This window comes from Pseudoalteromonas gelatinilytica, assembly GCF_001641615.1.
GTDB classification, from domain to species: Bacteria; Pseudomonadota; Gammaproteobacteria; order Enterobacterales; family Alteromonadaceae; genus Pseudoalteromonas; species Pseudoalteromonas gelatinilytica.
The window spans coordinates 365,276-392,041 of record NZ_LRRU01000020.1 but is presented as its reverse complement, the minus strand read 5'-3'; the positions used below and the strand labels follow the sequence as shown (position 1 = coordinate 392,041).

Genomic DNA, 26,766 nt, shown 5'->3' with positions numbered 1-26,766 from the left:
CTTAGTTTTCGATTAGATATACCGCATAGCTGCTTGCGGTAATCGTAAGCTCACCACCGTTGTATGCATCAGGTACATAGTTATCTGGTGCAGCTTCGGCCATAACCATTTTGCTGGCACGCATATAAGGTTGGCTACCTGTATCGAGTGGGCTGCTTGAAGCCGTATAAAGGCCTTTAAGTTCAACCCCATAATCATTAGCAAACTCTTTAGCAGCAGCACGCGCATCTTTAATAGCTAGCTTTTGCGCTTGCTTTTGTAGCTCTTCATAGCGGCTTGATACAAATTGCGTTTGGTTAATTTCATTGATACCCGAATTCACTAGTTGCTGAAGCATAATCGGGTACTTTTTAATATCCGTTAAAGTAACCGACAGACTACGTGTTACTCTATAACCTACAAAGTCCTGCTTACCTGTTTCACGGTTGTATTCTGTTTGGCGATGAATTGAGATATTAGAGGCATAAATGCCTTTTTCTTCTACGCCTTGGCTTTTTGCAAGCTTAATTGCTTTCGCCATGGTTGCATCCGCTTTGTTTTTCGCGGCAATTAAATCTTTATCTACTTCAACAATACCTACCGTCAGTTTGACGTTATCAGGAATTGCCTTAACAGTTGCGTTACCTTGAATATAAATATGCGGCGCATCTGGTGTTGCTTCTGCTAACACATTAAAACTTAGCGCGGCGGCCATAGCGGTAAAAACTAACTTACGCATAATACTGTTCCTTTATTAAAAACTCCGTTCATTATCACCTTAAAGGGTTAATTGAATCTGAACAAGACTCTATTATCCAGATATAAAAAAACAGGCATTAAAAGCCTGTTTTTTCAATTACTCAAACGTTATAGCTTAGATGCTACGACGCTTGTAGTTACGGTATTCTGGAAGCCAGTAGTTTTTCTCAATTGCTGCCCATAACGCTTCATCGCTCAGCTCAAGTGCCACACCTTCTTCCATCGCTTTTTTCGCTACTGCAAATGCAATACGTTTACTTAGCGCTTGGATTTCAGTCAGTGCTGGTAATAAGCTGCCCTTACCTGTGTTAGCTCTAGGTGAAGACTCAGCCAGCGTTTCACTTGATACAATCAGCATTGCATCAGTGATGCGTGTTGCTTTAGCAGCGATAACACCTAAACCAATACCCGGGAAAATGTAGCTGTTATTACATTGTGGGATTGGGAAAGTTTGGCCGTTATACTCAACCGGATCAAATGGGCTACCAGAGGCAACAATCGCTTGACCGTCTGTCCATTCGATAACATCTGAAGGAAGTGCTTCAACTTGCTTAGACGGATTACTTAGCGGGAAGATAATCGGTTGTGGGCAAGATGCATGCATTGCACGAATAACTTGTTCAGTGAATAAACCAGGTTGACCAGATACACCAATTAAGATGTCTGGTTGAGCACAATGCATAACATCTAATAGTGATGCGTACTCACCGCTGTATGTCCATTCAGCAAGATTGTCTTTAGATTGGCAAAGCGCTTGTTGGAAATCACGTAAGCCTTCCATACCATCAGTAAGTAGACCAAAGCGGTCAACCATAAAGATTTGAGAACGCGCTTGCTCATCGCTAATGCCTTCAGCAACCATGGTACTGATAATTTGCTCAGCAATACCACAACCCGCAGAGCCTGCACCAACAAACACCACTTTTTGCTCAGAAAGCTTCGCACCTTTAACGCGACATGCAGCCAATAATGAACCTACAGTAACCGCAGCAGTACCTTGAATGTCATCGTTAAAACTACAGATTTCATCGCGGTAGCGTTTAAGTAATGGCATAGCATTTGGTTGTGCAAAGTCTTCGAACTGAAGTAACACACTTGGCCAACGACGTTTCACCGCTTTAATGAATAGATCTAAGAATTCGTCGTACTCTTCTTGTGAAATACGCTTATGACGCGCACCCATGTACATAGGGTCGTTAAGTAGTTTTTCGTTGTTAGTACCAACATCAATCATCACTGGTAATGTATAAGCAGGGCTAATACCACCACATGCTGTGTAAAGTGATAATTTACCGATTGGAATACCCATACCACCAATACCTTGGTCACCTAAACCAAGAATACGCTCACCGTCTGTTACAACGATAACTTTTACTTTGCCTTTAGTCGCGTTACGTAAAATATCATCAATTTGGAAACGATCTTCGTAAGAAATAAATAGACCACGGGCACTGCGGTAAATGTCTGAGAATTTTTCACAGGCATCACCTACTGTCGGTGTATAGATAATTGGCATCATTTCTTCAAGATGATCACGCACTAAACGGTAGTAAAGTGTTTCGTTGTTATCTTGAATTGCACGAAGGTAAATGTGCTTGTTTAAATTATCATTAAAGCTTGAATACTGTTGGTAACAACGCTCAACTTGCTCTTCAATCGTTTCATAACGCGGTGGCAGTAAACCGGCTAAGTTGAAACTTTCCCTTTCTTTTTGTGAAAATGCACTGCCTTTATTTAATAGTGGCGTTTCGATCAGACCTGGGCCTGAGTAAGGAATATAAAGATAATTCGGATCGGTATTTGTAGTCATATTTCCAAGCTTTGATGCGTCATAATTATGACCTGACATTATTACTCTTGAAGGTGAAATTGCAATGACAATTCACCTTGTCAGACCATTGAAGAAAATGAATTTTATGCTCTAAATAGCATAGCAGGTAGTATACATGAAAACTCAGCAGCTTTAAGGCTGCTGAGCTTGTTTTTAGTGGCTTTTATCACTTAAAGCGATGCCTTCGCGGCGCGGATCGGCAGCACCGTATAGTTTACCGTCTTTAACTTCAACAGCATGTAAACCAGAGTTTAAATCTAGGATACGAACTGTGTGCCCGCGGTTAACAAAATCAGCTTCTGCCTCAGCAAGTTCAGTGCCCTTTTCGAGGCTTGTATAATTATTACGATTAGTAATACGTGGCAAGTTAATCGCTGTTTGCGCATCAAGATTCCAATCAAGTACACCTACAACCACTTGTGCAACGTAATCAATAATACGGCTACCACCTGGTGAACCAACCACTAAGCGTAAGCTGCCGTCTTTGTTAAACACCATAACTGGCGACATTGAACTACGCGGGCGTTTACCTGCTTCAACACGATTAGCCAATGGCTTACCATCTTTGGTTGGCGATAAAGCAAAGTCTGTTAGTTGATTGTTCAAAATATACCCGTTCACCATTACGGTTGAGCCAAACGCCATTTCGATAGAGCTTGTCATAGACACCGCATTACCTTGGCTATCAACAATCGATACATGCGTTGTTGAAGGAAGCTCGTAAGCATCATCTTGTGCGTACGTAAGTGAGTTTGGTGGTGTGCCAGCTTCTGCGTGAGCATCTTTTTCAGAAATAAGCTTTGCACGACCTGCAAGGTAGTTTTTATCTAATAAACCTTGGGTTGGGATTGGCATAAAGTCAGGGTCGCCCATATACACGTTACGATCCGCAAATGCTAAACGCGATGCTTGTGTAAAGTAATGCAGCGCCTGTACTGAGTTTGGTTTAAGTTTAGCCATGTCTTTATGTTCAAGTAAGGCTAAAATCTGTAACACAGCTACACCACCACTACTTGGTGGTGCCATTGAGCACACTTCATACTGGCGATAATCAACGCACACAGGTGTGCGCTCTTTGCTTTTATAATTCGCTAAGTCATCAACCGTTAAAGTACCCGGTGCAACTGCTGAGTTTTGCACTGCATGCACAAGCTCTTTGGCGTTATCACCTTTATAGAAAGCATCAATGCCTTGTTTCGCAATATCTTTATAAAGCGCGGCAAGTTCAGGGTTCTTTTTCACCGTGCCAACAGCTAGTGCTTTACCATTTGGAAAGAAGTAATCACGAATAACAGGAAGCTTAGTAACCCCAGGGTTTAATTCTTTAACCAGTAATTGATGTAAACGCGGCGATACAACAAAGCCTTGCTCAGCTAATTCAATAGCAGGGCCAAACAAAGTTTGCCACTCTAACTTACCGTAACGCTTATGGGCAGTGGCAAAGGCATCTAAAATACCCGGTACACCAACAGAGCGACCACCTACTACAGCTTCAATCCATTTCACTGCTTTACCGTGTTTATCTAAAAACAATGTTTCGTCAGCATGGCTTGGTGCAGTTTCACGGCCATCAAAGCTGGTTAGGCTTTTTGTTTTGTTGTCGAAGTACATCATAAATGTACCCCCACCGATCCCCGAGGATTGTGGCTCTACCAGTGTCAGTACTAATTGGGTTGCAATGGCAGCGTCAACCGCTGAGCCACCTAATTCAAGCATTTTTTGACCCGCTTTTACTGCATAAGGGTTTGCTGCAGCGACCATGTATTTATCGCCTTCAACAACCTGTTTATGAGCAAAGCCCGTTGCGGCTTCAGGTTCGCGGGTTTCAACTTTTGCAGGAGTCGCGAAAAGAGCGGTTGAATAAATTAATGAGGTGGATAGAGCTAATAGCGCTTTGGTTTTGAATAACATAAATAAACTTAATCCCGTAGTGTATTTGGCATCTTAAAATTAAACGTGCACAATAGGCGACAATCTCAGATACAACAAAAATAACATGATAAACCTGCCCCTGAAACTAGAATATATTCTGCCTCCTTTGTGTTTAGTACTACTTAGTTCCTTGTTTGCACTATTCAACTTAAATGAATATCTTGAATTTAACCGTGAGTTAGTTGCAAATGGTGAGTTTTGGCGTATTTTCACCAGTCAATTCGTACACGCTAATTGGCCTCATTTAGGCTTAAATTGTGCCGGAATTTTATTAATTTGGGCTCTGCACGCTGAGCATACAAGCCCACCTCGTTATGCGTTTAATATTGCCATTCTTGCATTATGGTGTGGATTAGGTGTGTGGCTATTTTGCCCAGATATCCATATTTACACCGGATTAAGTGCCCTACTGCATGGTGTTATTATTTGGGGAGCAGTAAAAGATGTACAAGCAGGCATGTTTTCAGGCTGGTTATTGTTTGCTGGTACTTGGGCTAAAGTGATTTGGGAGCAAATTGCCGGCCCGAGTGAGTCGGTGAGTCAGCTAATCGCCTCTAATGTTGCCATTGACGCCCACTTTATCGGCGCAATTGGCGGCACTCTACTCGCTTTGCCTGTCTTTATAAAAATAATAAGAGCTCGCGAGTAACTTAAGCCCCTATTACAAACAAAAACAGCCACTTAAAGTGGCTGTTTTTCATTTACGCTATTGATTAAAGCGTTTCTTTAAATAGCTTATGAATACGGCGATATTCATCTAACCAGCTTGATGGTTGTACAAAACCATGTGGTTCAACTGGGAAGATAGCTGTTTCAAAGTTTTCTTTTTCAAGTTCAATTAAGCGCTGTACTAAGCGAACTGAATCTTGGAAGAATACGTTGTCATCAACCATAGGCGCGTTAATTAATAAACGACTCTTAAGACCTTCAGCAAAGTAAATTGGTGAGCTCTTTTCATAGGCAATTGGATCAACATCTGGGTGATTTAAGATGTTCGACGTATAAGGGCCATTGTAGTGAGCCCAATCAGTTACCGGACGAAGTGCAGCACCTGCTTTGAATAAATCAGGTTGTGTGAATAGCGCCATAAACGTCATGAAACCACCGTAAGAGCCACCATAGGTGCCTACAGCTTGGGTATCAACGTTTGCGTTGTCTGCCATCCAACTTACGCCGTCTGCTAAATCTTGGATTTCAGGTGTACCCATTTGACGATAAATGGCTGTACGCCAATCACGGCCGTAACCTTTTGATGCACGGTAGTCCATGTCCATTACTACGTAGCCTTCTGAAGCCAGTAGTGAGTGGAACATAAACTCGCGGAAGTAACCAGACCAACCCATGTGTGAGTTTTGTAGGTAACCAGCACCGTGGTTAAAGATAACCGCTTTACGGTTTTTACCTGTTTCGCCTTCTTTATAATCAGCTGGGTAATATACTTTTGCGTAAATTGGCTGATCAGTGTGGCTTGAAGGCACAGCAACAATCTTAGGTGCGATTAGCTTTTTCGCAAAGAATTCATCAGATACTGTATGCGTTAACTGAGTTGCTTTGGTATTTGCTTTTGCATCAGCAACATAAAGCTCAGGCGGCGACATAATTTTTGAGTGAGTTAGCAATAGTTTGCTTTCATCTGGGCTTAACTGGTAATCAGTCATACCATCAAGGTTGGTTACTTGCTCAGATTCACCGTTTGCAGGGTTTACACGATAGATTTCGTAAAGACCTGGGTGCTCAACGTTCGCTTTGTAGTAAATCGCTGAGTTATCAGCTGTTAACGTTAAGTTAGAAACAACAAATTGGCCTTTAGTTAGCTGCGTTGCTTTACCATTAAGTGGCTTTTTATAAATGTGGCTGTAACCAGACTCTTCAGATAAATAGTAAAGTGTGTCTGAGTTGTTCAACCAGCCAAAATCATTGTATGCATAGTTAACCCATGCATCGTCGTGTAAACGGTGCTGTGAAACAAGTTTATTGTTTTGTGTATCAACAGTGGCTAACCAACGGTCTTTGTTATCCCATGCTTCAAGCATAAGAGCAACTTGTGAACCATCAGTATTCCATTGGATTGCACTTTGGTCCCAACCCCAATCCATCATCAAATTGATGGCACGTGGTGCTTTTTCAGACTTGTAAGTTTTGCCATCACGAGCGTAGTTTTCTTTCTTAACAGCTGCAAGAACGTCTTCATCAAAACCTGGTAAGGTATCGAATGCAAGAGTGGTTTGCTCGCCCGATTTAAGGTCGATGTAAACAACGTCTGAGCTGATTGGTTTTTCATCAGCAACACGACGGCGTACTTTTTCTGCTTTTACGCGCGCGTCATCAGCAATGTAATTAGGCATGATATCGCCTTCATCACGCCATGAACGGCTTTCTGTGGTTACTGCAACAAGTGCTTGGCCATTTGGTGAAAGCTGTACATCGGCTAAACGCTTACCTTTACCTAAATAAAACTGTGCATTAGCAATGCTGTCGTTTTGCTCGTTGATTTGTGCTTTACGCTCTTCACGATCTTTTTTGTTTTTGTGAGTCAGCGCAATGTAATCAATTAGTTTGTGCTGCTCTTTTGCGATGTAAGTGTCTGGCTCTTGTACACCTTTAGGTGCATCATCTAGGTGTAAGTTAACTAATTCAACTTGACGACCCGTTGCTAAATCAACTTTATAAAATGCATTACCTTGGCGATATGCAAGGCTACCATCAGTTAAAAACTGTGGTTTTGATTGCTGTGCACTATCGTGAGTGATTTGTGTAATTTGACCAGTGCTTAAGTTTTTAACGAAGATATTACCTTCAAATGCATAAGCCTGTTGTTTTTTATCTGCTGAGTAAACGGCATTTTTAGCGCCTACAGTGTGTAGTTTGTTTAACGCTAATTGTGATGCAGATTGGCTATTTACCGCTTGAACGTATAAATCGCGTAACTCATTGCCTTGTTGCTTTTGTGCATAAACGATGCTGTTAGAATCACCGTTCCAGAAAGCACGCTCAGGCTGACGGCCTAACCAATCAGGGTGAGCCATAGCTTGCTCTAACGTGATTTCAGCTGAACCTGTATCAGCAGGAGTAACAACAACTGGGGCTACATTAGTAACTTGTTCTTCAGAAGGCGTTGAGGCGGTTGATTGACAACCTGCTAGCATGAAGCTAGATGCGACTGCGAGAGCCACTAACGTTTTATTAGCAGTGGTTTTGAATTTCATAGTGCTTCTTACGGGTTATTATAATTCGCCCTATTTAAGCAGAAGCACTGATGAAATAGCAATTTTTATAGGATAAACAGCCAAACTTTTCCGTTTAATAACAGCTTATTTTAAGCTGATATCAAGCCATACCATACGGTGATCAGACGATGCGTTACGATCTTTAATTAAACGGAACAGTTCAGAGTTTTTCTGTGGCCAAAAAACCCCACCATCGTTTATCTCAATACCATAATTTGATGGTAAAACGTAATCAGCACGAGCCTGCCAATAAGCAGTATAGTTTTTAGCGTAATCTTCTTTATACGATTCTTTTGCACCTTTGCTTGTTGGCGTAAAAGAGGTATTCACTAATGGATTTTTTAAAATTTGGTCAGTGGTATTCGGGCGTGCTTTGCCCCCTTCTGGCGCAGCGTTTAAGTCACCAACAATTACAAAACGGCTTTTCGCTTTTAAGCCACCTTTTTGACCTTTATCATCGTAAATGTAGTTAGCATTGTTGATGTAATCCGCAATTAAGCGTACTTCATCGTGGTTACGCTTACCGTTGCGGTCTTCGTCACCATCAAAAACTGGCGGCGTTGGGTGCGAAGCAAGCAAATGAACCGTTTTACCTTTTACATCAATTGGTAAATCCCAAAATGATTTAGAGCTTAGGTGAATTGCTTGCCATTCCTCAGCAGAATACCAGTCCTTACCTGTTTTAGGGTCGGTAGGCATTTGTGCATTTGGCATATCTTTATATTTGAATGTTTGTAATGTACGCGCTTTATCTAAATCAATTGGGTAGCGCGACAATACGGCCATTGCATAATGCCCCTCAAAGAAGCCAAAGCCGTGTGCGTCGCCTTTGTAATGCCCCTTTACACCATCGTTATCTAAGTCAAACTCGGTGGCTAAACCAGTGTTAACAGGTGCGATAAAGTAATACGGGTAATCGATAGCAACTTGCTTATTTTGCGATACTTGCAGGTAGTTTTTACGAAATACGTTAATGCCTTTATCGGCATCAATATAATCAAATTCATTGAGTAAAATAACATCTGGTCTTACGCGCTGAATAATTTCGGCAATGTTGCGAATTTGCTGGTGGTTGCTCGCTAATGCTTTGCTTAAAGCGTCTTTATCAATTGCTTCGCCTTTTTTAGCATAGTTGGTTGCATCCATACTGACGTTAAAGGTCGCAACACGTAAATCAGCAGCCAATACATTGTTAGCAAAAAGGCCCATGGCCAGTGCTATTGAAGAAGTTAATAAAGCGTTTTTCATGAAATAAATCCGTCTACTATAAGTAGTAAAATAATACTGCTGACAATGATCCATAAGATCATCGCCATGATAAAAGGTTTGATGCCCGCTTGTTTTAAGACTGAAATAGATAAACCACTACCAATCAAAAATAAGGTCATTACTAACACTTTTTTAGCGCCAACATTGAGAGCATGCCAAAGTGTTTGATACTCAGGAAAGCTTGAATTAATCAGTGCCGCCGCTAAAAAGCCAAATATAAACAATGGGATACTTGCTTTTTCGTCTGATTTCCAAAACACACCCGCGATGCTTGTATAAGGGATGATCCACATCGCTCTAGTTAGTTTAATGGTTGTGGCAATAGCAAGTGCTGATGCGCCATAAGCAGCAGAAGCCCCCACTACACTACTGGTATCGTGAATCGCAAGTGCCGCCCAAACACCAAATTGCTGCTCAGTCAGACCAAAGTAATGACCAATCATTGGGAATAACACTAAGCCAAGGGCGTTTAATAAAAACACCACAGCGAGTGATATGGCTACTTCGTGATCTTTGGCTTTTATAACCGGCGCCATTGCTGCAATGGCGCTACCACCACAAATGGCGGTACCAAATGAAATAAGTACACCGGTGTTTTTATTTAACTTAAATAACTGAGATAAAATTTCACCAAGGCCAATAATCGCGGTAATACTGACTATGGTAAGCACAATAGAGCTACGCCCTACTTCTATTACTTGATTAAAATCAACAGCAAAGCCTAAGCCAATAACCGCTAACTTTAGCATCCATTTACTCATTTTTTGTGACTGAGCTGCAAATGGATTGCCTAAAGTCATAGCAAATAAAGCACCGACTACAAGTGCCGTAGCAGAGCCAACAAATGGCAAAGCTGATACTAAAAATAGCGCAATAAATAGAAACTGCTTAGGGCGTTCGGCAATCACAACGGTGCTCTGATAAGTTTATTGGTCAACTTATGCACCACAGGTGCAACAAAAATAACAGTAGGAAATGCCACACAAAACGCAAAAGCCCATGCTTTTAGCCAAATGGTTACAATGTTATCGATTAAACCAACGTTAAAAATGCTGATCACTAAAGACATAAATCCAGACATAAACAGCGCCATAAAAAACGCAAATACGACTGTTCTAAATCGAGGATGTAACATAACGAACTAATATTAATATAAAAATATTAGTCTATAGCAAGATGACCCTGACGCAAGTGCTTTGAGACAAGAGGTACAAAATTAGCGAAGTTTGTGGATAAATAATAGCGATTAAAAAGCCGAGATAAACTCGGCTTTTAATAATTTAAACTGATTAGTTTAAAATAAGTTGGGTGCTGGTATCAGCTACACCTGGGTAGTCTTGCTCTGGCAAGATTTCGGCCAATGCCGCTAAACGTTCACCTAATTGATGAAGGTTATCAGCCGATACATTGATATGACCCATCTTACGACCTGGTTTAGCCGTTTTACCATACCAGTGACTTGTAACGTCTTGCGTTGCCAGTACTGAGTGTGGAATTGAAGGCTGACCTAGTACGTTGATCATAGCAGTAGGACGAAGTAATTCTGCACTACCTAATGGTAAACCTGCAACAGCGCGCATGTGGTTTTCGAACTGTGAGCAATGTGTACCCTGCTGTGTCCAGTGACCAGAATTGTGAACGCGTGGCGCAATTTCGTTTACTAATAATGTACCTTGTACATCAAAAAACTCAATTGCTAGTACACCTACATAATCAAGTTCTTGCGCTAACTTGTTAAATGCAAGCTCTGCTTGTTCTTGAATTGCTGCTTTTTCTTTACCGGCAACTGAAAGCGTAAGCACACCATTAGTGTGTTGGTTTTCAGTCAATGGATAAATAACTGTGTTACCCGCTTTGTCGCGTGCACCAATGATAGATACTTCACGGTCAAATGGGATCATCTTTTCAGCGATAATAGAATGCGGCGCAGTTTCGGTACCTGATGCAATGAAATCTGCCATTTCTGACCAAATTTGGTCAATTTGATCATCAGATTTTAAGCGCCATTGGCCTTTACCATCGTAACCCGCTTGGCAAGTTTTGATCACAAGCGGCTTGCCTAAGCGCTCTACAGCAGCAATAAGGTGCGCTTTTTCTGTAATTAGCTGGTAAGGGGCACATTCAACATTTGTTTTATCAAGTAATGCTTTTTCAAGTGCGCGGTCGCCACCTGTTTTAATCGCTGCTTTACCCGGATAAAACTTATTGCTTTGACAACATAGTGTAAGTACATCATCAGGAATGTGTTCAAACTCTGCTGTAATTGCGTCTGCGTTATCAATAGCTTGTTGTAATGTGCTGTTATGAACTTCACCAGTTAATGGGTGAATGATTTTTTCACTACCCACATCGTAGGCAACAACATTTAAATCAAGCGGTGCACCCGCTAAGCTCATCATACGAGCTAACTGACCTGCACCTAAAATTAGAATATTCATATTACTCTGCAGGATTAGGGTTAGCTAAGATAGTGTCTGTTTGTTCTTTACGGAAAGCTTCAACTTTTGCGAAGATTTCAGGCTGTTGGCAACCTAAAATTTGTGCCGCTAAAAGGCCAGCATTTGCAGCACCCGCTTCACCGATAGCCAATGTACCTACCGCAACGCCTTTAGGCATTTGGCAGATAGATAATAATGAATCAACACCATTAAGTGTTTTAGATTTAACTGGTACGCCTAAAACTGGCAGTGATGTAAACGCTGCAGCCATACCTGGTAAGTGCGCAGCACCACCGGCACCGGCGATAATAATTTTAATGCCGCGATCTGCAGCTGAGCTTGCATAGTCAGCAAGTAATTGAGGGGTACGGTGAGCAGAAACAACTTTAGTTTCGTATTCAATGCCGAATTTTTCTAGCATTAACGCCGCATGTTCCATCGTTGGCCAGTCTGATTTGGAACCCATAATAATGCCAACAGTCATAAATACACCTCAGTTAAATTGTTTTCTAAAAAGCGGACTTTTGTCCTTATTTTGTGGCGGGTATTATATACCTAACTCACATCAAGATGCGAGTTTCAGTTGGAATTAAAAGCGATTTTGGCAAGGCGTTGATACAAATAATAGAGGTTCTATTGTTAAATTCGATAACTCAGTATAAATCGCTTTTAAACCACATCAAGATGCGACTCTAGAAGCACAAAAAAGCCATGACATGCATGGCTTTTAATCACTCATTAGCTAACTATGCTTCTCTACTTGCTAGGTACTCTGTGTATGTACCTTTAAAGTCGATAATTTTGCCGTCTTTGATTTCCCAAATACGGTTAGCAAGTGATGATACAAATTGTCTATCGTGAGATACGAACAACAAAGTACCTTCGTATGCTTCAAGTGCTAAGTTAAGCGCTTCGATAGATTCCATATCCATGTGGTTGGTTGGCTCATCCATTAATAAGATGTTTGGTTTATGCATCATAATTTTGCCAAACAACATACGGCCTTGCTCACCACCTGAAATCACTTTAACTGACTTTTTAATGTCGTTTTGTGAAAACAGCATACGACCTAAGAAACTACGAACAACTTGCTCGTCGTCACCTTCTTGTTGCCATTGTTCCATCCACTGGAATAAGTTCATATCTTTTTCGAACTCGTCAGCATGGTCTTGTGCGTAATAACCAATATTAGCGTTATCAGACCATTTAAATTCACCTTGTTTAGGTGCTAAACGGCCAGCTAGGGTATTTAATAATGTTGTTTTACCAACACCGTTCTCACCGATGATTGCAATGCGCTCGCCTACTTCGACTAGACCTTCAAGGCCGCTGAAAAGCATTTCGTCAAAACCTTGCGCTAAGTTTGTTAACTCTAAGGCATTACGGAATAGCTGCTTTTCTTGTTCAAAGCGAATAAATGGGCTTTGACGTGAAGACGCTTTAACTTCTTCAAGCTGAATTTTATCAATTTGTTTAGCACGTGATGTTGCTTGTTTTGCTTTTGAAGCGTTTGCAGAGAATCGCGATACGAACTGTTGAAGTTCTGCAATTTGGCTTTTCTTCTTCGCATTTTCGCTTAGTAGACGCTCACGAGCTTGCGTTGCTGCAAACATGTACTCATCGTAATTACCAGGGTAAATACGAAGCTCGCCGTAATCGATATCAGCCATGTGTGTACATACTGAGTTTAAGAAGTGACGGTCGTGCGAAATGATGATCATTGTACAGTCGCGCTGGTTTAACACGTCTTCTAACCACTTGATGGTGTAAATATCCAAGTTATTGGTAGGCTCATCCAGAAGCATGATATCTGGATCAGAAAACAGTACTTGTGCAAGTAACACTCGCAGTTTAAAACCCGGTGCGATTTCAGACATAGGGCCGTAGTGTTGCTCTGTGCCAATACCTACACCAATTAGTAACTCACCCGCTTTTGCTTCTGCTGAATAACCATCCATTTCAGCAAACTCAGTTTCTAGGTCTGCTACACGCATACCATCTTCTTCACTCATCTCAGGTAAGCTGTAAATACGGTCACGCTCTTTTTTTACTTCCCACAGCTCTTTATGACCCATGATCACTGTGTCGATTACAGAAAACTCTTCGTATGCAAACTGGTCTTGGTTTAGTTTTGCGATACGCTCGTTTGGATCTGTACTGACATTACCTGAAGATGGCTCTAGTTCACCACTTAGGATTTTCATGAAGGTTGATTTACCACAGCCATTCGCACCGATTAAACCGTAACGGTTACCGTCGCCAAATTTTGCTGAGATATTTTCGAATAAAGGTTTTGCACCAAATTGCATGGTGATATTAGCTGTACTAATGATAGCGGTACCCTCCAGCGGGTAAAAAGTAAAAATGAAACTGTGTGCAATTTTAAACTAAAGCCGCTTGGCACGCCATGAAAGTTTAATTAAATACACAGGCTAATTTTACAAGATCAACACTTACGACTACCTTTAGTGAGCGCGCTCACTTAATTATATGAGCACGCTCACTTTTAAAATAACTAAATACAAACAGTAGGTTAAGAATGAGCAAACATGGAGACACTCACCAACGTATTTTAGATGCGGCTTGGCACCTTTTTACTGAGCAAGGATTTAACGATACTTCAACACGGCAAATTTCAGCAGCAAGCAACATAGCAGTGGGCACCTTGTTTAATCATTTTGCTGATAAAGTCGCTATTTTAGAAGCCTGCCTTGAAGCTAAATTTAATGATGTGTTGGAGCGCGCAAAAGAAACCGATATTCACCGCCCTGATCGCTTAAAGATTAATCATTACGCGCAATATTTTTATCAGTTTTATTGTTTACATCACCGCTTCTATAGAGTACTTTTTAGTCAGCGGCTATTTTCGCAAACATTCCAACAACAACACATGGAACTAATTCAATCATTGGTTTTTGCTGACCAACCACAATTTAATAAAGTTAAAGCTGCTATATTACTCGACTGCTATTTTATGACCTTGCTGTATGGCTTAGGCGCCGAAACCCCAAATACTAAACTCATGCTTAGAACGCTAAGCCAGAAGGTGTCTATTTTTTAGGCTCAGTAACTCATTGATAATTCAATATAGTGAACCTAAAGTGAATAATTTTTCCTCAAAGCCGGTTTGTTGCATGATAATTTTTCACTTTTGACCCTATTTTAGCTTTGATAATCTCCGTTCCTTAACTAAATTATACCTATTAGGGACAATATTTAATCAAGGTACTTTATGAAAAGAACACACACTGCCTTATTTGTTGCAGGCATGCTTGCCATACCTACAGCCAATGCCATCGAGATCTATAACGATCAAACCAATAGCGTCACAGTTGGTGGTTTTATCGATGCTAGGGTGATTAATACGCAAGGCGAAACTGAGGTAGTAAACGGTGCATCACGCATTAATTTTGATTTTAAGCGCCAATTAAAAAACGGCTGGCAAGCGTTTGCTTTACTTGAATGGGGTGTAAACCCTGTTGGTAGCAGCGATATCGTATACAGCAATCGCTTTGAATCAATTCAAGATGAGTTTTTATATAACCGCTTAGGCTATGTTGGCCTTAAACATGACGATTACGGCCAAGTTACATTAGGTAAGCAATGGGGTGCATGGTACGACGTTGTTTATAACACTAACTACAGCTTAGTGTGGGATGGTAATGCTGCCGGTGTTTATACCTACAATAAAGATGACGGAGCTGTAAATGGCACAGGCCGCGGCGATAAAGTACTGCAGTATCGTAATACCTGGGGTGATTTTCATTTAGCGCTTCAAGCACAGCTAAAATCTGATGAATTTTACACCTGTGACATCGTTGATATTTCAAGAAGCTCTTGTGAAGTACTTTGGAACCAAGGAAACAATGCTGCGCAAAAAGTAGAATTTAATTCGACTTATGGCGCTGCACTCACCTACTCGGTTAGCCCTAATTTAAAAGTGACTGCCGGTGTTAACCGTGGCCAGTTTGATATTGTGTATGCCGGTGGCCGAAATCAATCAGTAAACGATTTAATTTATGGTATGGGCATTACCTATGGTGATTTTTATAAACCGGGTTGGTATGCATCAGCGAATATCAATAAAAACGAAAACCACGATACCGACAACTTAGGTCGCTTAATAAAAGATGCTGTTGGATTAGAGTCAATTTTAAGCTACCGCTTTGATAATGACATACGTACTTTTGTTGCCTATAACGTATTTGATGCAGGTAGTGACTATGTTATTCAGCCGAACTTTAATGCCGACCCTGAAGATGTGTTTAAACGCCAATTTGCAGTAATTGGTGCGCACTACTTTATGGCAGAAGACATCATTTTATATATCGAAGCCCGTAAAGATTTTAGCGACTTCTCGAGTAATGACGCTGAGCAAGAAGCACAGATGTCACAAACCGAAGATGACGGTATAGCTATCGGTTTTAATTATACTTTGTAATTACGATAAACACTTAGCCCACTATTGTGGGCTTTAAACTCGCAATAAATCACTTTCGTACATTTTCTTTTTTGGTCGCAATATCAATCAACAACTGCTATTACTTAACAACCATAAAACTAAAATACGTCATTATTTGAGGTTGTTATGTCTAACAAGATAAAGCTAATTCTACTTTCTTCAATTTCTAGCGTTTCGTTCATGCTCTTTTACTGGCTAACAGATGTCAGAGAGTCGGATTATGTATTAGGTGTTAGTTCCGATTTATCGGGTGGTTTAGTAATGGGGTTTGCTATTGGTGTGATGCTGGTTACATTAAGCACACTTAAGTTAAACAAATATTGAGTGTTTTTTGGAAACAAATGTTTAAACTCTTTTGACTCTTTGTTTCGAGATAAACAAAAAGTTGGCGACAAAGTCAGTAGCCAAATAATGTGATTTTTCTTATTATTTCATGAGCTCCTTATTGGATCCTACACACTTACCCTGCTTATAAAAAATCTTAAATTCAAAGCTATGCTGAGATTGAAATAAAGCCCAATATAGTATGATGTGTTCCTTTGGTGATTAATGATTATCACAATGAATAATCACGTTCTACTTTAGCAATACGCGTTGTAAACGCACTGTACCATTTGTCTCTGCCGAGCTGTTGGGCATTTAAGTGCTCTACGTTTTGTTTCCAGGCTTTTATTGCATCTAAGCTTTGCCAATACGACACCGTAATACCCAAACCATCACGTACAGACTCCATACCTAAATACCCTGGTTGTTGCTCTGCAAGTTCTACCATTCTATTAGCCACTTCTTCATAACCAGTGGTATCGTCAGATAAGGTATTCGTAAAAATTACGGCATAATAAGGGGGGGTTGGTGTATTCGCTATCATGGCTGTTACTTCCCTCTGCTTGGTTCAAATCCATCATAGCATGGGATTTCTGTGTTAAACGTATCCCAATTTGCTTTAGAGCTTACAAAGTTATGACTTAGCGGACGCTCTTCTATATCGCTATCTAGTATACCTAAACGAATACGTAAGCGGCTTGGATCCTCTTTATTCTCACTATAAATAGGCGAGCCACAGTAGCTGCAAAAATAGCGAATTCTGCCGGGTTTAAATTCAAAGGCACTTAAATGCTGCTTGCCTTCTGAGAGATTAAAACCATCTCGTTGAATAAAGCCATTGGTTGCGTAGGCTGTGCCTGAGTTTTTACGACATAAAGAGCAATGGCAATGAATAATTGAGTCTATGCCACCAGCAACAGTTACTTTTACTTTGCCGCACAAACAACTTCCTTGATACATAGTCCCTCTCAAGTTTAAAGATTAATAACCGCGATGCTTCCAAAATTCAGTGGCAGAACCTTCGGCTTCCTTTAATAAGTTAAAGGATTTATCAGCAATTATATGGCCATTTAAATCAATAGTCATGCGCCAAATACCGACTTTATTATCAACAGGCGCCCATATCGTATCACCTAAATAAAACTGCCAATCGTTTGTTTTAACGTACTGTTCTCCCTCAAACGGTGGCATGATCTCGCCATCCTCATCGGGGATATCTGGGTGGTAAACGCAAAATTTAATTTTTTGTCCTTTGGCCTTTTTAATATTAACAATAAAGCCAAATTCAATATCTAACTGTGCAGGAACGTCTGTTGTAAATTCGGTGATTTGAGGCAGGTCTTTTTCTTTTGCATCCCAATGACTGTAAATACCGTAACTTTCAATACTGGTAATTGGTTTGGCCTTTGCCATAGTTGCTGGCGCTCCTTTGTGAAAATAAGGCGCTATTTTATAGTAGCAACTCTAGCAGAACAAGATTGTACTATTATAGTAATTAGCAAACGTACTTTACCCAGTGCGCGTCATGTTGTTGAAAGCCGCATTTAGTCAAAAGTTTAATACTGGCGCTGTTATTTGGGTTAATTAAGGCGACCACACTGTTTAGTGGTGTCGTTACAAAGGTCGTCAGATTTTCAAATAGCATATCTAATACCTTTTGCATTATTCCTTTGCCAAAGTATTGCGATGCCAATTCAAAGCCCAACATGCCCTGCCCGTCAATTATGTTAAATAAGCCCACGCTACCAATAACTTGCCCACTACTTCGTAAAACAATAACTAAACGAATGCCTTGTTGATTATAAAAACGTTCTATGTCGCCTTGAATAAAATCATACACGTCACCTTTCGTTATATCAGTGCCGTAATCATTAAACGATTGTACTTGCGGATCTTTTAAAATATCCCAAATTGCTTGGCAATCTTTATGACGAATGGGGCGTAAGTCAAAGGCTAAGTCATCGTGGCTAGACACGTTAATTTCTTCTTTTTGCTTTATGAGCAGGCATTATTGTCTTACTATAAACGCAATTTCAAGCAATTAGATTAAGTTCGATGAGTAAAGAATTTAAAGTAATTCAACCTACCACCACAGTGTACTGTAAAGAGCGCGGCGAAGGCTGGACCTTAACAGGGATCACCAGTATTGATGAACACACATCTGTGATGTTCGATGGTGTAAGGTATACCTTACCGGCCCGTGAAATTGTTGAGGTATTGTTGCCACAACAACTCGAGCGTGAGAAAAACCAACAATAAAAAAAGCCAGCATCAAGCTGGCTTTTTCGTGTTTTAAATTAACGTAATGCGTTAATACGCTCATCAAGTGGTGGGTGCGATGAGAATAACTCGGCAACACCTTTACCGCTTGCAATACCAAATGCCATCATTGAACCTTCTAGTTGTGATGGGTGGTTTTGTTTTAAACGCTCAAGGGCGCTACGCATTTTATCTGCACCTACTAGTTTAGCTGCACCGGCATCCGCAGAGAATTCGCGTTTACGGCTATAGTAAGCAACAATCACACTTGCTAGGACACCAAATAACATTTGGAAAATCATATCGAACAAGAAGTATGTCCAGCTACTACCGCCCTCCTCTTCATCACTATTAAGGAAGTTATCAACAATACCTGCCAATACTTTCGCCATAAAGATAACAAAGGTATTCACTACACCTTGGATAAGTGTCAGCGTTACCATGTCACCATTTGCAATGTGTGACACCTCATGAGCCAATACCGCCTCAGCTTGATCTTGATTCATGTTATGTAATAAACCTGTGCTCACAGCCACCAGCGAGTTGTTCTTACTTGGGCCGGTCGCAAATGCGTTCATTTCAGGGCTATCGTAAATAGCCACTTCTGGCATCGCGATACCTGCTTTTTTCGCTTGCGCTGCTACCGTCGAAACTAACCATTGTTCTGTTTCAGAACGAGGCTGTTCAATAACATGTGCACCGGTTGATTTTTTTGCCATCCATTTCGACATAAATAACGAAATAAACGAGCCACCAAAACCAAATACGGTCGAAATAACTAAAATGCCGCCTAAACTGCGATGGCTAATACCCAGTACGCTCATCACAATAGACAACACAATACCTAACACTAGCATTACCGCTAAGTTAGTCAGTAGAAACAAAAATACACGCTTCATAAAAACCTCAGAATAAACATACCAATTGTATTAACTAACGACATGGTTAAAAATCGTTAGTTAATAAAATTATCTGGGTGTTCTACCAACTCAGTTTAGGGCTTATGCAATTGGTTGCAAGAAACTAATTGCAACCAATTGTGACAGAGTATGTCAAAAGTAACAACTCAATTATTATGGGTTGATAGATAAAATTTCAAGTAAGGTTTTGTAAATTTTTAATTTTGGGGTGCCGTCTGTATACGGACTAATCGCCAAAAGCGGGAAAGGTAATGCAGATTTTAAGGTTTCTAAATTGGCGTCTTGTTCACGCATATTTGGGTCTACATGATTTGCAATCCAACCCACACAATTTACACCGAGCGCTTTAAAATGAGCTGCTGTCAGTAAAGCATGATTTAGGCATCCTAGTTTCATACCCACGACTAAAATCACATCAAGCTGCTGTGATTTAACCCAATCACTGAGCAAATCAGTTTCGTTGATAGGTAAACACCAACCGCCGGCACCTTCTGTAAGAATATAATCGGTATTGAGTGCTTTTACATTCGCATAAGCAGCATCGAGCTTGTCAAATGTCAGTCTGTCGCCTACTTGAGCAGCTGCAATATGCGGTGCAATGGGGGGCTCATAGGTAAAGGGGTTAACTATGTTATATTTAACCCCAATTGATGAGCTTTCCATTAAGGTTAATGCATCATCATTGACTAGCTGCCCAAATGCTTCTTCTGCACCTGCTGCAATAGGTTTAAACCCAACCGCACGCTGTTTATGTTGCGCTAGTAAGTTTAGTAATAAACTGGTGACATGGGTTTTTCCGGTATCGGTGTCTGTACCCGTAATAAAAAATTCTTTCATTTTTGAGTTAATTCTATTTTTCTAGTTCTAAAAGGACAACTTGATAGCTCACTCTAGCATGCCCATCAACCAGAGGGTATGCCTTACAAACACTATTAAGTGCCTGCCTTGTTAATAACCCATGGCGCTTTTGCTTAGTTTGCAATGAGGTAGCACCAATCGCTTTTATCGAACGCAGCGCATCTAAAGGAGAGTTATAGGAATCTATATAACATCTATCAGCTGCAAAATTGAGTTTAAACCCCGCCAATTTTGCATAATCAATAATGTGACTAGCACAATGAAACTGATTAATATGGTTTTGCTCATCTAAACAAGCAAAAGCCTGTTTGATCTCTTTGAGCGATCCATCTACCACGCAGCTTAAATAAACCTTGCCGCCTGCTTTTAGGGAGTAAAAAAGACTTTTAAGTAGCCCTTTTAAATCAGCAGACCATTGCATTGCAAAATTACTAAACACACAATCTAGCGAATTTTGCTGTAATGGTAGGTTGTCCATATCAGCACACACTTTTAAACAATGCGGGTTTTGCTCTGTGCTTAGCATGGAATGACTTAAATCCATTGCCAATACAGTATCAAAATGTGTTTTAAGTATTGCCGTGTTAACTAAAGGCCCAGCCCCTAGATCAAGGCAAGTACCCTGCTGATGTTTACTTGCCATCATTTTAAATAAGTGCGCAGCCGCTTGTTTTTGAACATTAGCATGGCTCGCGTAATTTGCAGCCGCTTTAGAGAACTTAGTTTGTGTTGTTAGCTTATTACTGTGTTGAAAACTTAAAGGCGCTTGCAGTTGGACACTCATAAACACTCCACTAGCGAATCAACCAGTTTTTTTATATCGTTAGCTTGATGCGCGCTACTTAGAGTTATCCTAAGTCGTGCCGTATTAAAAGGCACCGTGGGCGGTCTAATAGCAGTTAACCACACGCCTTTACCTTTAAGCTTATTAGCAACGGCAAGCGTGTGTTCTGCATCGCCCAATACCAAAGGCTGAATAGCCGTTGTTGATTCCATTAATGCTAAGTTATGCTCTTTGGCAAGCGCTCTAAAGTAGGCAATATTCTCTGAAAGCTGAGCGCGTCTCTTATCCGCCTTTAATAACCTTTCGAGTCGCTCTAGAGTACAACTTGCCATCAGTGGTGACATCGCCGTTGAATAAATGTATTCGCGATTAAACTGCAGCATGTAATCAATCATTTGTTTTGATGCAAGCAGGCAAGCACCACTACTAGCTAGTGCTTTGCCAAAGGTGATGATCAGTAAATCAGGCTTGATTGCCTCACAACTTCCTAAACCTTGCTCGCCCAATACGCCAAAGCCATGGGCATCGTCAATCATCAGCCACGCGTTGTATTGTTTAGCGAGTTTACAGAGTGCTTCAATGGGGGCTTGATCGCCATCCATCGAGAACACCCCTTCACTTACTACGAGCTTATGCTTGGCTTTTGACTTTTGTAACCGAGATTCTAAATGCTTAAGGTCGTTATGATTAAAGCGCACCATGGCAGCGGCAGAATGAAGTCCGCCATCAATTAAGCTGGCATGATTGAGCTTATCTTGAAATATTGCCGATGATTGCGCCACGGTTTTATCTTGAAACAATGCTTTTAATACGCTGCTATTAGCACTAAATCCGCTATTAAATAACATGGCGCTTTCATAGCCTAATAACTCGCATAAACGCTGCTCAAGCGTTTGCTGCGCTTGATTATAACCATTTACTAGCGCTGAACTGTGGCTACCTAGATGCTGCGCTTGTATTTCAATAAAATCATCCGCAAAGCCAAGGTAGTCATTACTGGCAAAATTTAAATACTGTTTGCCTGCAACCTGAATAAAGCGCCCGCTTGATTGCTCAACAAGTTGACGCTTTCTCAGTAATGCATCTGCTTGTCGCTCAACAAGATGCTCGGCAATAAAATCAAAAGCCATTTAATTGCTACGCTTCGTAAAATAATTCAGATGTTGCTTTATCGGCAACTTTTGATGAAAGTGATGCTTCTACTGCTTCATCTGAGTAATCTTCACGTGTTTCTGGGTTCATGCCTAATTTTTTAATTAACATCATATCTGCGTCTGCTTCAGGGTTTTCTGTAGTCAGTAGTTTATCACCGTAGAAAATTGAATTAGCACCAGCAAAGAAACACATAGATTGCATCTGTTCGTTCATCGCCGTACGACCCGCTGATAAACGAACATAGCTTTTCGGCATCATAATACGTGCAACTGCGATAGTACGAATAAACTCAAAATGATCTAAGTCTTCGACATCTTCAAGTGGCGTGCCTTTCACTTTAACCAACATATTAATTGGTACACTTTCTGGCTGTTGCGGTAAATTTGCTAATTGCATTAATAAACCAAAACGGTCAGCAGCTTGCTCGCCCATACCAACAATACCGCCAGAGCATACTTTCATGCCGGCATAGCGCACGTTATCAATGGTATTTAAACGGTCTTGGTAAGTACGTGTTGTAATGATCTGTTGGTAATACTCAGGTGATGTATCTAGGTTATGGTTGTAGTAGTCAAGACCCGCGTTTTTTAATGCATGAGCTTTGTCATTATCTAACATGCCAAGGGTCATACAGGTCTCAAGCCCAAGCTCTTTCACTTCTTTTACCATTTTTTCGATGTATGGCATGTCACGTTCTTTCGGATCAGACCACGCAGCGCCCATACAAAAACGAGTCGCGCCTTTTTCTTTGGCAACACGCGCTTGCTCGACCACTTTTTCTACTTCCATTAAGCGTTCACGCTCTAGATCAGTTTTATAATGACCAGATTGAGGGCAATATTTGCAATCTTCTGGGCAAGCACCGGTTTTAATCGATAACAAAGTAGAAATTTGTACTTCATTTGGGTTGAAGTTTTCACGATGCACACTGGCCGCTTTAAATAACAAATCATTGAACGGCATTTCGAATAATGCTTTTACTTCTTGGTGAGTCCAATCGTGACGGACAACTGCGTGCTCCATAATAGTCTCTTTTTTTAAATTATTGGGACGGTTAGATTGGCTTAGTCTACGACTTGACGTAACATTGTCAACGAATCGAAGCGATATAAAGTTTACATATGATTAATAAACAACCAATAGATTTAGATTTTGATCGTGAGCATATTTGGCACCCTTATACTTCTATGACTCAGCCCCTTCCCGTTTACCCAGTCAGTCATGCCAATGCAAATCGTATTTTCTTAGAAACAGGCGAAAGCCTAATAGATGGTATGGCCTCTTGGTGGAGTGCCATCCATGGTTACTGCCATCCTGTTTTAAATGAAGCGATCACCAAGCAAGTTAGTAAAATGAGCCATGTCATGTTTGGTGGCCTAACTCATGAGCCCGCTGTTGAGCTGTGTAAAAAGCTAGTCAGTATTACACCTAAGTCTCTCGATAAGGTGTTCTTAGCCGACAGTGGCTCTGTGAGTGTTGAAGTTGCCATTAAAATGGCCTTGCAGTACTGGTTAAGCCAAGGTTATACCGGCAAACAAAAACTAATGACACCGCTTAAGGGCTACCATGGCGATACATTTGCCGCCATGAGCGTTTGCGACCCAGTTAATTCAATGCACAGCATGTATTCAGGGTTTTTACCTGAACATGTTTTTGTGCCTGCGCCGAGTGCTAAATTTAATGGCGAGTTTAGCCCTGCTGAAGCTGATACACTTGAAAGCTACTTTGCCGCTCACCATCAAGATGTTGCGGCATTTATCATCGAACCCATTGTGCAAAATGCTGGGGGCATGAATTTTTACCATCCCGATTACTTGAAACACCTGCGCATTCTTTGTGATAAGTATGATGTTTTACTTATTTGTGATGAAATTGCCACAGGCTTTGGCCGCACTGGCACCTTGTTCGCTGTTGAGCACGCCTCCATAGCACCTGATATTTTATGTATTGGCAAAGCATTAACGGGTGGCATGATGACCCTATCAGCAACATTAACCACCAGCAAAGTCGCTGTTGGCATTAGTGAAGGTGAAGCCGGCGTATTAATGCATGGCCCAACTTTTATGGGTAACCCGCTTGCCTGTGCTACAGCCTGTGCAAGTATTGATTTACTGCTAGAGCAACCTTGGCAAGAGCAAATTGAACACATAAATGATGTACTGACAGCGCAGCTTGCTAAGTGTAAGCAGCTCGATGCGGTCGTTGATGTACGAACATTGGGGGCAATTGGTGTTGTAGAGCTTAATCAAGCTGTTGATGTAGCAAAAATTCAACGCTTTTTTATCGAGCAAGGTGTGTGGATCCGCCCGTTTGGTAAATTAATTTACTTAATGCCACCCTACATAAGTGATGAACAGAGCTTAACTAAGTTGTGCAATGCTATTTATGCAGCCATAGAACAGCAGGCGTATTGCTAAAAAGGAAGCGAATGCTTCCTTTTCCTTTAAACTTTACCATTCAAACATATAAGCCATTTTGCTTATCATGCGAAGTGGCACTTTATGTTCACAGCGCTTGGCATAAAGGTGCTGTAATGATTTATCTTTAATTTCACCTACGATCACTTCTTTTACTTGATAACCCAGTGCAGTAGCAGCTTGTGCATAGGCAATGAATTCCCATTTTTTGATATTGGTGTTATCGACAATCACTAACGGGATTTCTTCAGCTAGCGCATTAATAAAACGCGCCAAGTTTAAGTTGTGATATTCAGGCAGTTTGTACTTATCAAATTGATACTCACCTTCGCTATTGTAAAAATAATCATCTGTTGCGCACACTACATAATCACTTTCATTACCAGCCACCAGCTCATCAGCTAGGCTTTGCGCATAATATGATTTACCCGAGCCGGGTAAGCCGCGAAGAATAAAAACTTGTTTCATAGCACCTGATATACAAATTAATTAAAGATTAAAGGACCATTATCCTATTGAGAATTGTTAATAATGCCACAAAATAACCGATTAGCGCAGCGAGAATTTAAATAAACGCAAATTTTACGCAAAATATTGCTGCTATTTTACTCAATTGAAGAAAAACTACTAAAGAGTATGCCTGAATAGTTTTTTTATTTGATTTACGAGGGTAAGATAGTCGATTCAAGTGCAATGCACAGCATTATTATATTAGGCAACTTATATCATTGGAGTGAAGATGAGCCATTTAGCGATTTCAGAGCTATTAGAAGGCAAGGTTGCGGTAGACAGCCAAGTAACAGTAAAAGGCTGGATCCGTACACGCCGCGATTCAAAAGCAGGAATTTCATTTTTAGCCGTTCATGACGGTTCGTGTTTTGATCCTATTCAAGCGGTAGTACCTAATTCACTCAATAATTATGATGAAGTAACACGTTTAACAGCAGGTTGTTCTGTATCTGTAACGGGTGTTCTTGTGCCTTCTGCGGGTCAAGGTCAATCTTTCGAAATTCAAGCTAACTCTGTTGAAGTGTTAGGTTGGGTTGAGAATCCAGATACTTACCCTATGGCTGCGAAGCGTCACAGCATTGAATATTTACGCGAACACGCTCACCTTCGTCCTCGTACTAACATCATGGGCGCAGTAACACGTGTACGTAACTGTTTAGCACAAGCTATTCACCGTTTTTACCACGAGCAAGGTTTCTATTGGATCAGCACACCTATCATCACAGCAAGTGACTGTGAAGGCGCTGGTGAAATGTTCCGTGTATCTACATTAGATATGGAAAACTTACCACGCACAGATAAAGGCGACATCGATTACAGTGAAGATTTCTTCGGTAAAGAAGCATTCTTAACAGTATCTGGTCAGTTAAACGGTGAGACATACGCATCTGCAATGTCAAAAATCTACACCTTTGGCCCTACTTTCCGAGCTGAGAACTCAAATACATCTCGTCACTTAGCTGAGTTTTGGATGGTTGAACCTGAAGTTGCATTCGCAGATTTAGAAGACATTGCAAAACTTGCTGAAAACATGCTGAAATATGTTTTCAATGCAGTATTAACTGAGCGTCGCGATGATATGGAATTCTTTGCACAACGTGTTGAGAAAACAGCTATTTCTCGTTTAGAAGAGTTCGTAACTAAAGATTTCGCACAAGTTGATTACACTGATGCTATCGAAATCTTAAAAGCATGTGGCAAGAAGTTCGAATTCCCTGTTGAATGGGGTGTGGACTTACAATCTGAGCACGAACGTTACCTTGCTGAAGAACACTTTAACGCGCCAGTTGTTATCAAAAACTACCCGCGTGATATTAAAGCCTTCTACATGCGTCAAAACGAAGACGGCAAAACAGTGGCAGCGATGGACGTAGTTGCACCAGGTATTGGTGAAATCATCGGTGGCTCTCAACGTGAAGAACGTCTAGATGTATTAGATAAACGTCTAGAAGAAATGGGCTTAAACAAAGAAGATTACAGCTGGTACCGTGACCTACGTAAATACGGTACGGTTCCACATTCTGGTTTTGGTCTAGGTTTTGAGCGTTTAGTTGCTTATGTAACAGGTATGGGCAACGTACGTGACGTAATCGCCTTCCCACGTACAAAAGGCAGCGCGACGTACTAATAAGTAACGTCACAT

General features: G+C 40.9%; 27 protein-coding genes. 7 read left to right on the top strand and 20 right to left on the bottom strand.

Annotated features, from left to right (window positions below):
• Window position 1: 1 nt before the first annotated feature.
• From NH153_RS14750 to ggt, 3 genes are all read right to left on the bottom strand, one after another.
• A complete protein-coding gene (locus NH153_RS14750) occupies window positions 2-718 on the bottom strand; it encodes an SIMPL domain-containing protein (protein ID WP_063705144.1) in 717 nt (238 codons plus the stop codon).
• A 135-nt stretch (window positions 719-853) separates the two neighbouring features.
• Entirely contained in the window at window positions 854-2,548 is a 1,695-nt protein-coding gene (locus NH153_RS14745; protein WP_063706158.1) for an NAD-dependent malic enzyme, read from the bottom strand.
• Between the two features lie 174 nt (window positions 2,549-2,722).
• Complete coding sequence (gene ggt / locus NH153_RS14740; RefSeq protein WP_063705141.1) at window positions 2,723-4,480, bottom strand: gamma-glutamyltransferase; 1,758 nt, start codon at window positions 4,478-4,480, stop codon at window positions 2,723-2,725.
• 85 nt (window positions 4,481-4,565) lie between these two features.
• Between ggt and rrtA the strand changes: the two genes are divergently transcribed.
• Window positions 4,566-5,150, top strand: a complete 585-nt coding sequence (gene rrtA / locus NH153_RS14735) for a rhombosortase (protein WP_063705138.1) — start codon at window positions 4,566-4,568, stop codon at window positions 5,148-5,150.
• A gap of 64 nt (window positions 5,151-5,214) precedes the next feature.
• Here the strand turns inward: rrtA and NH153_RS14730 are convergent, their stop codons facing one another.
• The 7 genes from NH153_RS14730 to NH153_RS14700 all read right to left on the bottom strand — a co-directional run bounded on the left by NH153_RS14730 (window position 5,215) and on the right by NH153_RS14700 (window position 13,768).
• Window positions 5,215-7,707, bottom strand: coding sequence for a prolyl oligopeptidase family serine peptidase (locus tag NH153_RS14730; RefSeq protein WP_063705136.1), 2,493 nt, complete (start codon window positions 7,705-7,707; stop codon window positions 5,215-5,217).
• A gap of 105 nt (window positions 7,708-7,812) precedes the next feature.
• Window positions 7,813-8,976 (bottom strand): endonuclease/exonuclease/phosphatase family protein, encoded by a 1,164-nt coding sequence (locus NH153_RS14725; protein ID WP_063705134.1) that lies wholly within the window; start codon window positions 8,974-8,976, stop codon window positions 7,813-7,815.
• Entirely contained in the window at window positions 8,973-9,905 is a 933-nt protein-coding gene (locus NH153_RS14720) for a YeiH family protein (protein WP_063705132.1), read from the bottom strand. Before NH153_RS14720 ends, NH153_RS14725 begins: the two co-directional genes overlap by 4 nt.
• Window positions 9,902-10,132: a DUF2798 domain-containing protein gene (locus NH153_RS14715; RefSeq protein WP_063705130.1), complete on the bottom strand. Its 231-nt coding sequence runs from the start codon at window positions 10,130-10,132 to the stop codon at window positions 9,902-9,904. Before NH153_RS14715 ends, NH153_RS14720 begins: the two co-directional genes overlap by 4 nt.
• Window positions 10,133-10,286: 154 nt before the next feature.
• Entirely contained in the window at window positions 10,287-11,435 is a 1,149-nt protein-coding gene (locus NH153_RS14710) for a 5-(carboxyamino)imidazole ribonucleotide synthase (RefSeq protein ID WP_063705128.1), read from the bottom strand.
• A 1-nt stretch (window position 11,436) separates the two neighbouring features.
• Window positions 11,437-11,919 (bottom strand): 5-(carboxyamino)imidazole ribonucleotide mutase, encoded by a 483-nt coding sequence (purE, locus tag NH153_RS14705; RefSeq protein WP_054553887.1) that lies wholly within the window; start codon window positions 11,917-11,919, stop codon window positions 11,437-11,439.
• Window positions 11,920-12,181: 262 nt separating this feature from the next.
• Complete coding sequence (locus NH153_RS14700) at window positions 12,182-13,768, bottom strand: ABC-F family ATPase (protein WP_082874078.1); 1,587 nt, start codon at window positions 13,766-13,768, stop codon at window positions 12,182-12,184.
• A 206-nt stretch (window positions 13,769-13,974) separates the two neighbouring features.
• On the opposite strand from NH153_RS14700, the gene NH153_RS14695 reads away from it, so the two are divergent.
• The 3 genes from NH153_RS14695 (at window position 13,975) to NH153_RS21775 (ending at window position 16,221) form a co-directional block, all read left to right on the top strand.
• Window positions 13,975-14,496, top strand: a complete 522-nt coding sequence (locus NH153_RS14695; protein WP_063705125.1) for a TetR/AcrR family transcriptional regulator — start codon at window positions 13,975-13,977, stop codon at window positions 14,494-14,496.
• Window positions 14,497-14,667: 171 nt separating this feature from the next.
• The gene (locus NH153_RS14690; RefSeq protein WP_063705123.1) at window positions 14,668-15,876 is read left to right on the top strand and encodes a porin; all 1,209 of its coding nucleotides are present in this window, start codon (window positions 14,668-14,670) and stop codon (window positions 15,874-15,876) included.
• Window positions 15,877-16,023: 147 nt separating this feature from the next.
• On the top strand, window positions 16,024-16,221 hold the full coding sequence (locus NH153_RS21775) for a hypothetical protein (protein ID WP_156503646.1): 198 nt from the start codon (window positions 16,024-16,026) through the stop codon (window positions 16,219-16,221).
• A gap of 232 nt (window positions 16,222-16,453) precedes the next feature.
• Here the strand turns inward: NH153_RS21775 and NH153_RS14685 are convergent, their stop codons facing one another.
• The 4 genes from NH153_RS14685 to NH153_RS14670 form a co-directional block, all read right to left on the bottom strand.
• Entirely contained in the window at window positions 16,454-16,765 is a 312-nt protein-coding gene (locus NH153_RS14685) for an antibiotic biosynthesis monooxygenase family protein (RefSeq protein ID WP_063705122.1), read from the bottom strand.
• A gap of 5 nt (window positions 16,766-16,770) precedes the next feature.
• On the bottom strand, window positions 16,771-17,181 hold the full coding sequence (locus tag NH153_RS14680) for a GFA family protein (RefSeq protein WP_063705121.1): 411 nt from the start codon (window positions 17,179-17,181) through the stop codon (window positions 16,771-16,773).
• A 21-nt stretch (window positions 17,182-17,202) separates the two neighbouring features.
• Window positions 17,203-17,634, bottom strand: coding sequence for a DUF3859 domain-containing protein (locus NH153_RS14675; protein WP_063705120.1), 432 nt, complete (start codon window positions 17,632-17,634; stop codon window positions 17,203-17,205).
• 82 nt (window positions 17,635-17,716) lie between these two features.
• Entirely contained in the window at window positions 17,717-18,196 is a 480-nt protein-coding gene (locus NH153_RS14670) for a GNAT family N-acetyltransferase (RefSeq protein WP_063705118.1), read from the bottom strand.
• Window positions 18,197-18,276: 80 nt separating this feature from the next.
• Between NH153_RS14670 and NH153_RS14665 the strand changes: the two genes are divergently transcribed.
• On the top strand, window positions 18,277-18,480 hold the full coding sequence (locus NH153_RS14665) for a hypothetical protein (RefSeq protein ID WP_063705116.1): 204 nt from the start codon (window positions 18,277-18,279) through the stop codon (window positions 18,478-18,480).
• A 38-nt stretch (window positions 18,481-18,518) separates the two neighbouring features.
• Here the strand turns inward: NH153_RS14665 and htpX are convergent, their stop codons facing one another.
• The 5 genes from htpX to bioB all read right to left on the bottom strand — a co-directional run bounded on the left by htpX (window position 18,519) and on the right by bioB (window position 23,220).
• Entirely contained in the window at window positions 18,519-19,379 is an 861-nt protein-coding gene (gene htpX, locus NH153_RS14660) for a protease HtpX (protein ID WP_054561446.1), read from the bottom strand.
• Between the two features lie 174 nt (window positions 19,380-19,553).
• Window positions 19,554-20,237 (bottom strand): dethiobiotin synthase, encoded by a 684-nt coding sequence (bioD, locus tag NH153_RS14655; protein ID WP_063705114.1) that lies wholly within the window; start codon window positions 20,235-20,237, stop codon window positions 19,554-19,556.
• Between the two features lie 13 nt (window positions 20,238-20,250).
• The gene (locus NH153_RS14650) at window positions 20,251-21,042 is read right to left on the bottom strand and encodes a methyltransferase domain-containing protein (RefSeq protein WP_063705112.1); all 792 of its coding nucleotides are present in this window, start codon (window positions 21,040-21,042) and stop codon (window positions 20,251-20,253) included.
• Complete coding sequence (locus NH153_RS14645) at window positions 21,039-22,172, bottom strand: aminotransferase class I/II-fold pyridoxal phosphate-dependent enzyme (protein ID WP_063705110.1); 1,134 nt, start codon at window positions 22,170-22,172, stop codon at window positions 21,039-21,041. Before NH153_RS14645 ends, NH153_RS14650 begins: the two co-directional genes overlap by 4 nt.
• A 7-nt stretch (window positions 22,173-22,179) precedes the next feature.
• Window positions 22,180-23,220: a biotin synthase BioB gene (bioB, locus tag NH153_RS14640; protein ID WP_063705108.1), complete on the bottom strand. Its 1,041-nt coding sequence runs from the start codon at window positions 23,218-23,220 to the stop codon at window positions 22,180-22,182.
• Window positions 23,221-23,318: 98 nt separating this feature from the next.
• On the opposite strand from bioB, the gene bioA reads away from it, so the two are divergent.
• On the top strand, window positions 23,319-24,614 hold the full coding sequence (bioA, locus tag NH153_RS14635) for an adenosylmethionine--8-amino-7-oxononanoate transaminase (protein ID WP_063705106.1): 1,296 nt from the start codon (window positions 23,319-23,321) through the stop codon (window positions 24,612-24,614).
• A 33-nt stretch (window positions 24,615-24,647) separates the two neighbouring features.
• On the opposite strand, the gene NH153_RS14630 is transcribed toward bioA, so the two are convergent.
• A complete protein-coding gene (locus NH153_RS14630) occupies window positions 24,648-25,082 on the bottom strand; it encodes an ATP-binding protein (RefSeq protein ID WP_054553905.1) in 435 nt (144 codons plus the stop codon).
• 271 nt (window positions 25,083-25,353) lie between these two features.
• On the opposite strand from NH153_RS14630, the gene asnS reads away from it, so the two are divergent.
• Window positions 25,354-26,751: an asparagine--tRNA ligase gene (asnS, locus tag NH153_RS14625; protein ID WP_063705104.1), complete on the top strand. Its 1,398-nt coding sequence runs from the start codon at window positions 25,354-25,356 to the stop codon at window positions 26,749-26,751.
• The last annotated feature ends 15 nt before the right edge of the window (window positions 26,752-26,766 follow it).

Excerpts from the sequence above, each read along its gene's own strand:
- NH153_RS14680 (WP_063705121.1), bottom strand. The coding sequence starts at position 17,181 with ATGTATCAAGGAAGTTGTTTGTGCGGCAAAGTAAAAGTAACTGTTGCT.
- htpX (WP_054561446.1), bottom strand. The coding sequence starts at position 19,379 with ATGAAGCGTGTATTTTTGTTTCTACTGACTAACTTAGCGGTAATGCTA.
- bioA (WP_063705106.1), top strand. The coding sequence starts at position 23,319 with ATGATTAATAAACAACCAATAGATTTAGATTTTGATCGTGAGCATATT.
- NH153_RS14690 (WP_063705123.1), top strand. The coding sequence starts at position 14,668 with ATGAAAAGAACACACACTGCCTTATTTGTTGCAGGCATGCTTGCCATA.
- NH153_RS14675 (WP_063705120.1), bottom strand. The coding sequence starts at position 17,634 with ATGGCAAAGGCCAAACCAATTACCAGTATTGAAAGTTACGGTATTTAC.
- NH153_RS14695 (WP_063705125.1), top strand. The coding sequence starts at position 13,975 with ATGAGCAAACATGGAGACACTCACCAACGTATTTTAGATGCGGCTTGG.
- NH153_RS14630 (WP_054553905.1), bottom strand. The coding sequence starts at position 25,082 with ATGAAACAAGTTTTTATTCTTCGCGGCTTACCCGGCTCGGGTAAATCA.
- bioD (WP_063705114.1), bottom strand. The coding sequence starts at position 20,237 with ATGAAAGAATTTTTTATTACGGGTACAGACACCGATACCGGAAAAACC.
- ggt (WP_063705141.1), bottom strand. The coding sequence starts at position 4,480 with ATGTTATTCAAAACCAAAGCGCTATTAGCTCTATCCACCTCATTAATT.
- NH153_RS14725 (WP_063705134.1), bottom strand. The coding sequence starts at position 8,976 with ATGAAAAACGCTTTATTAACTTCTTCAATAGCACTGGCCATGGGCCTT.
- NH153_RS14650 (WP_063705112.1), bottom strand. The coding sequence starts at position 21,042 with ATGAGTGTCCAACTGCAAGCGCCTTTAAGTTTTCAACACAGTAATAAG.
- NH153_RS14715 (WP_063705130.1), bottom strand. The coding sequence starts at position 10,132 with ATGTTACATCCTCGATTTAGAACAGTCGTATTTGCGTTTTTTATGGCG.
- NH153_RS21775 (WP_156503646.1), top strand. The coding sequence starts at position 16,024 with ATGTCTAACAAGATAAAGCTAATTCTACTTTCTTCAATTTCTAGCGTT.
- NH153_RS14645 (WP_063705110.1), bottom strand. The coding sequence starts at position 22,172 with ATGGCTTTTGATTTTATTGCCGAGCATCTTGTTGAGCGACAAGCAGAT.
- NH153_RS14745 (WP_063706158.1), bottom strand. The coding sequence starts at position 2,548 with ATGACTACAAATACCGATCCGAATTATCTTTATATTCCTTACTCAGGC.
- bioB (WP_063705108.1), bottom strand. The coding sequence starts at position 23,220 with ATGGAGCACGCAGTTGTCCGTCACGATTGGACTCACCAAGAAGTAAAA.
- asnS (WP_063705104.1), top strand. The coding sequence starts at position 25,354 with ATGAGCCATTTAGCGATTTCAGAGCTATTAGAAGGCAAGGTTGCGGTA.
- purE (WP_054553887.1), bottom strand. The coding sequence starts at position 11,919 with ATGACTGTTGGCATTATTATGGGTTCCAAATCAGACTGGCCAACGATG.
- rrtA (WP_063705138.1), top strand. The coding sequence starts at position 4,566 with ATGATAAACCTGCCCCTGAAACTAGAATATATTCTGCCTCCTTTGTGT.
- NH153_RS14750 (WP_063705144.1), bottom strand. The coding sequence starts at position 718 with ATGCGTAAGTTAGTTTTTACCGCTATGGCCGCCGCGCTAAGTTTTAAT.
- NH153_RS14665 (WP_063705116.1), top strand. The coding sequence starts at position 18,277 with ATGAGTAAAGAATTTAAAGTAATTCAACCTACCACCACAGTGTACTGT.
- NH153_RS14685 (WP_063705122.1), bottom strand. The coding sequence starts at position 16,765 with ATGATAGCGAATACACCAACCCCCCCTTATTATGCCGTAATTTTTACG.
- NH153_RS14710 (WP_063705128.1), bottom strand. The coding sequence starts at position 11,435 with ATGAATATTCTAATTTTAGGTGCAGGTCAGTTAGCTCGTATGATGAGC.
- NH153_RS14730 (WP_063705136.1), bottom strand. The coding sequence starts at position 7,707 with ATGAAATTCAAAACCACTGCTAATAAAACGTTAGTGGCTCTCGCAGTC.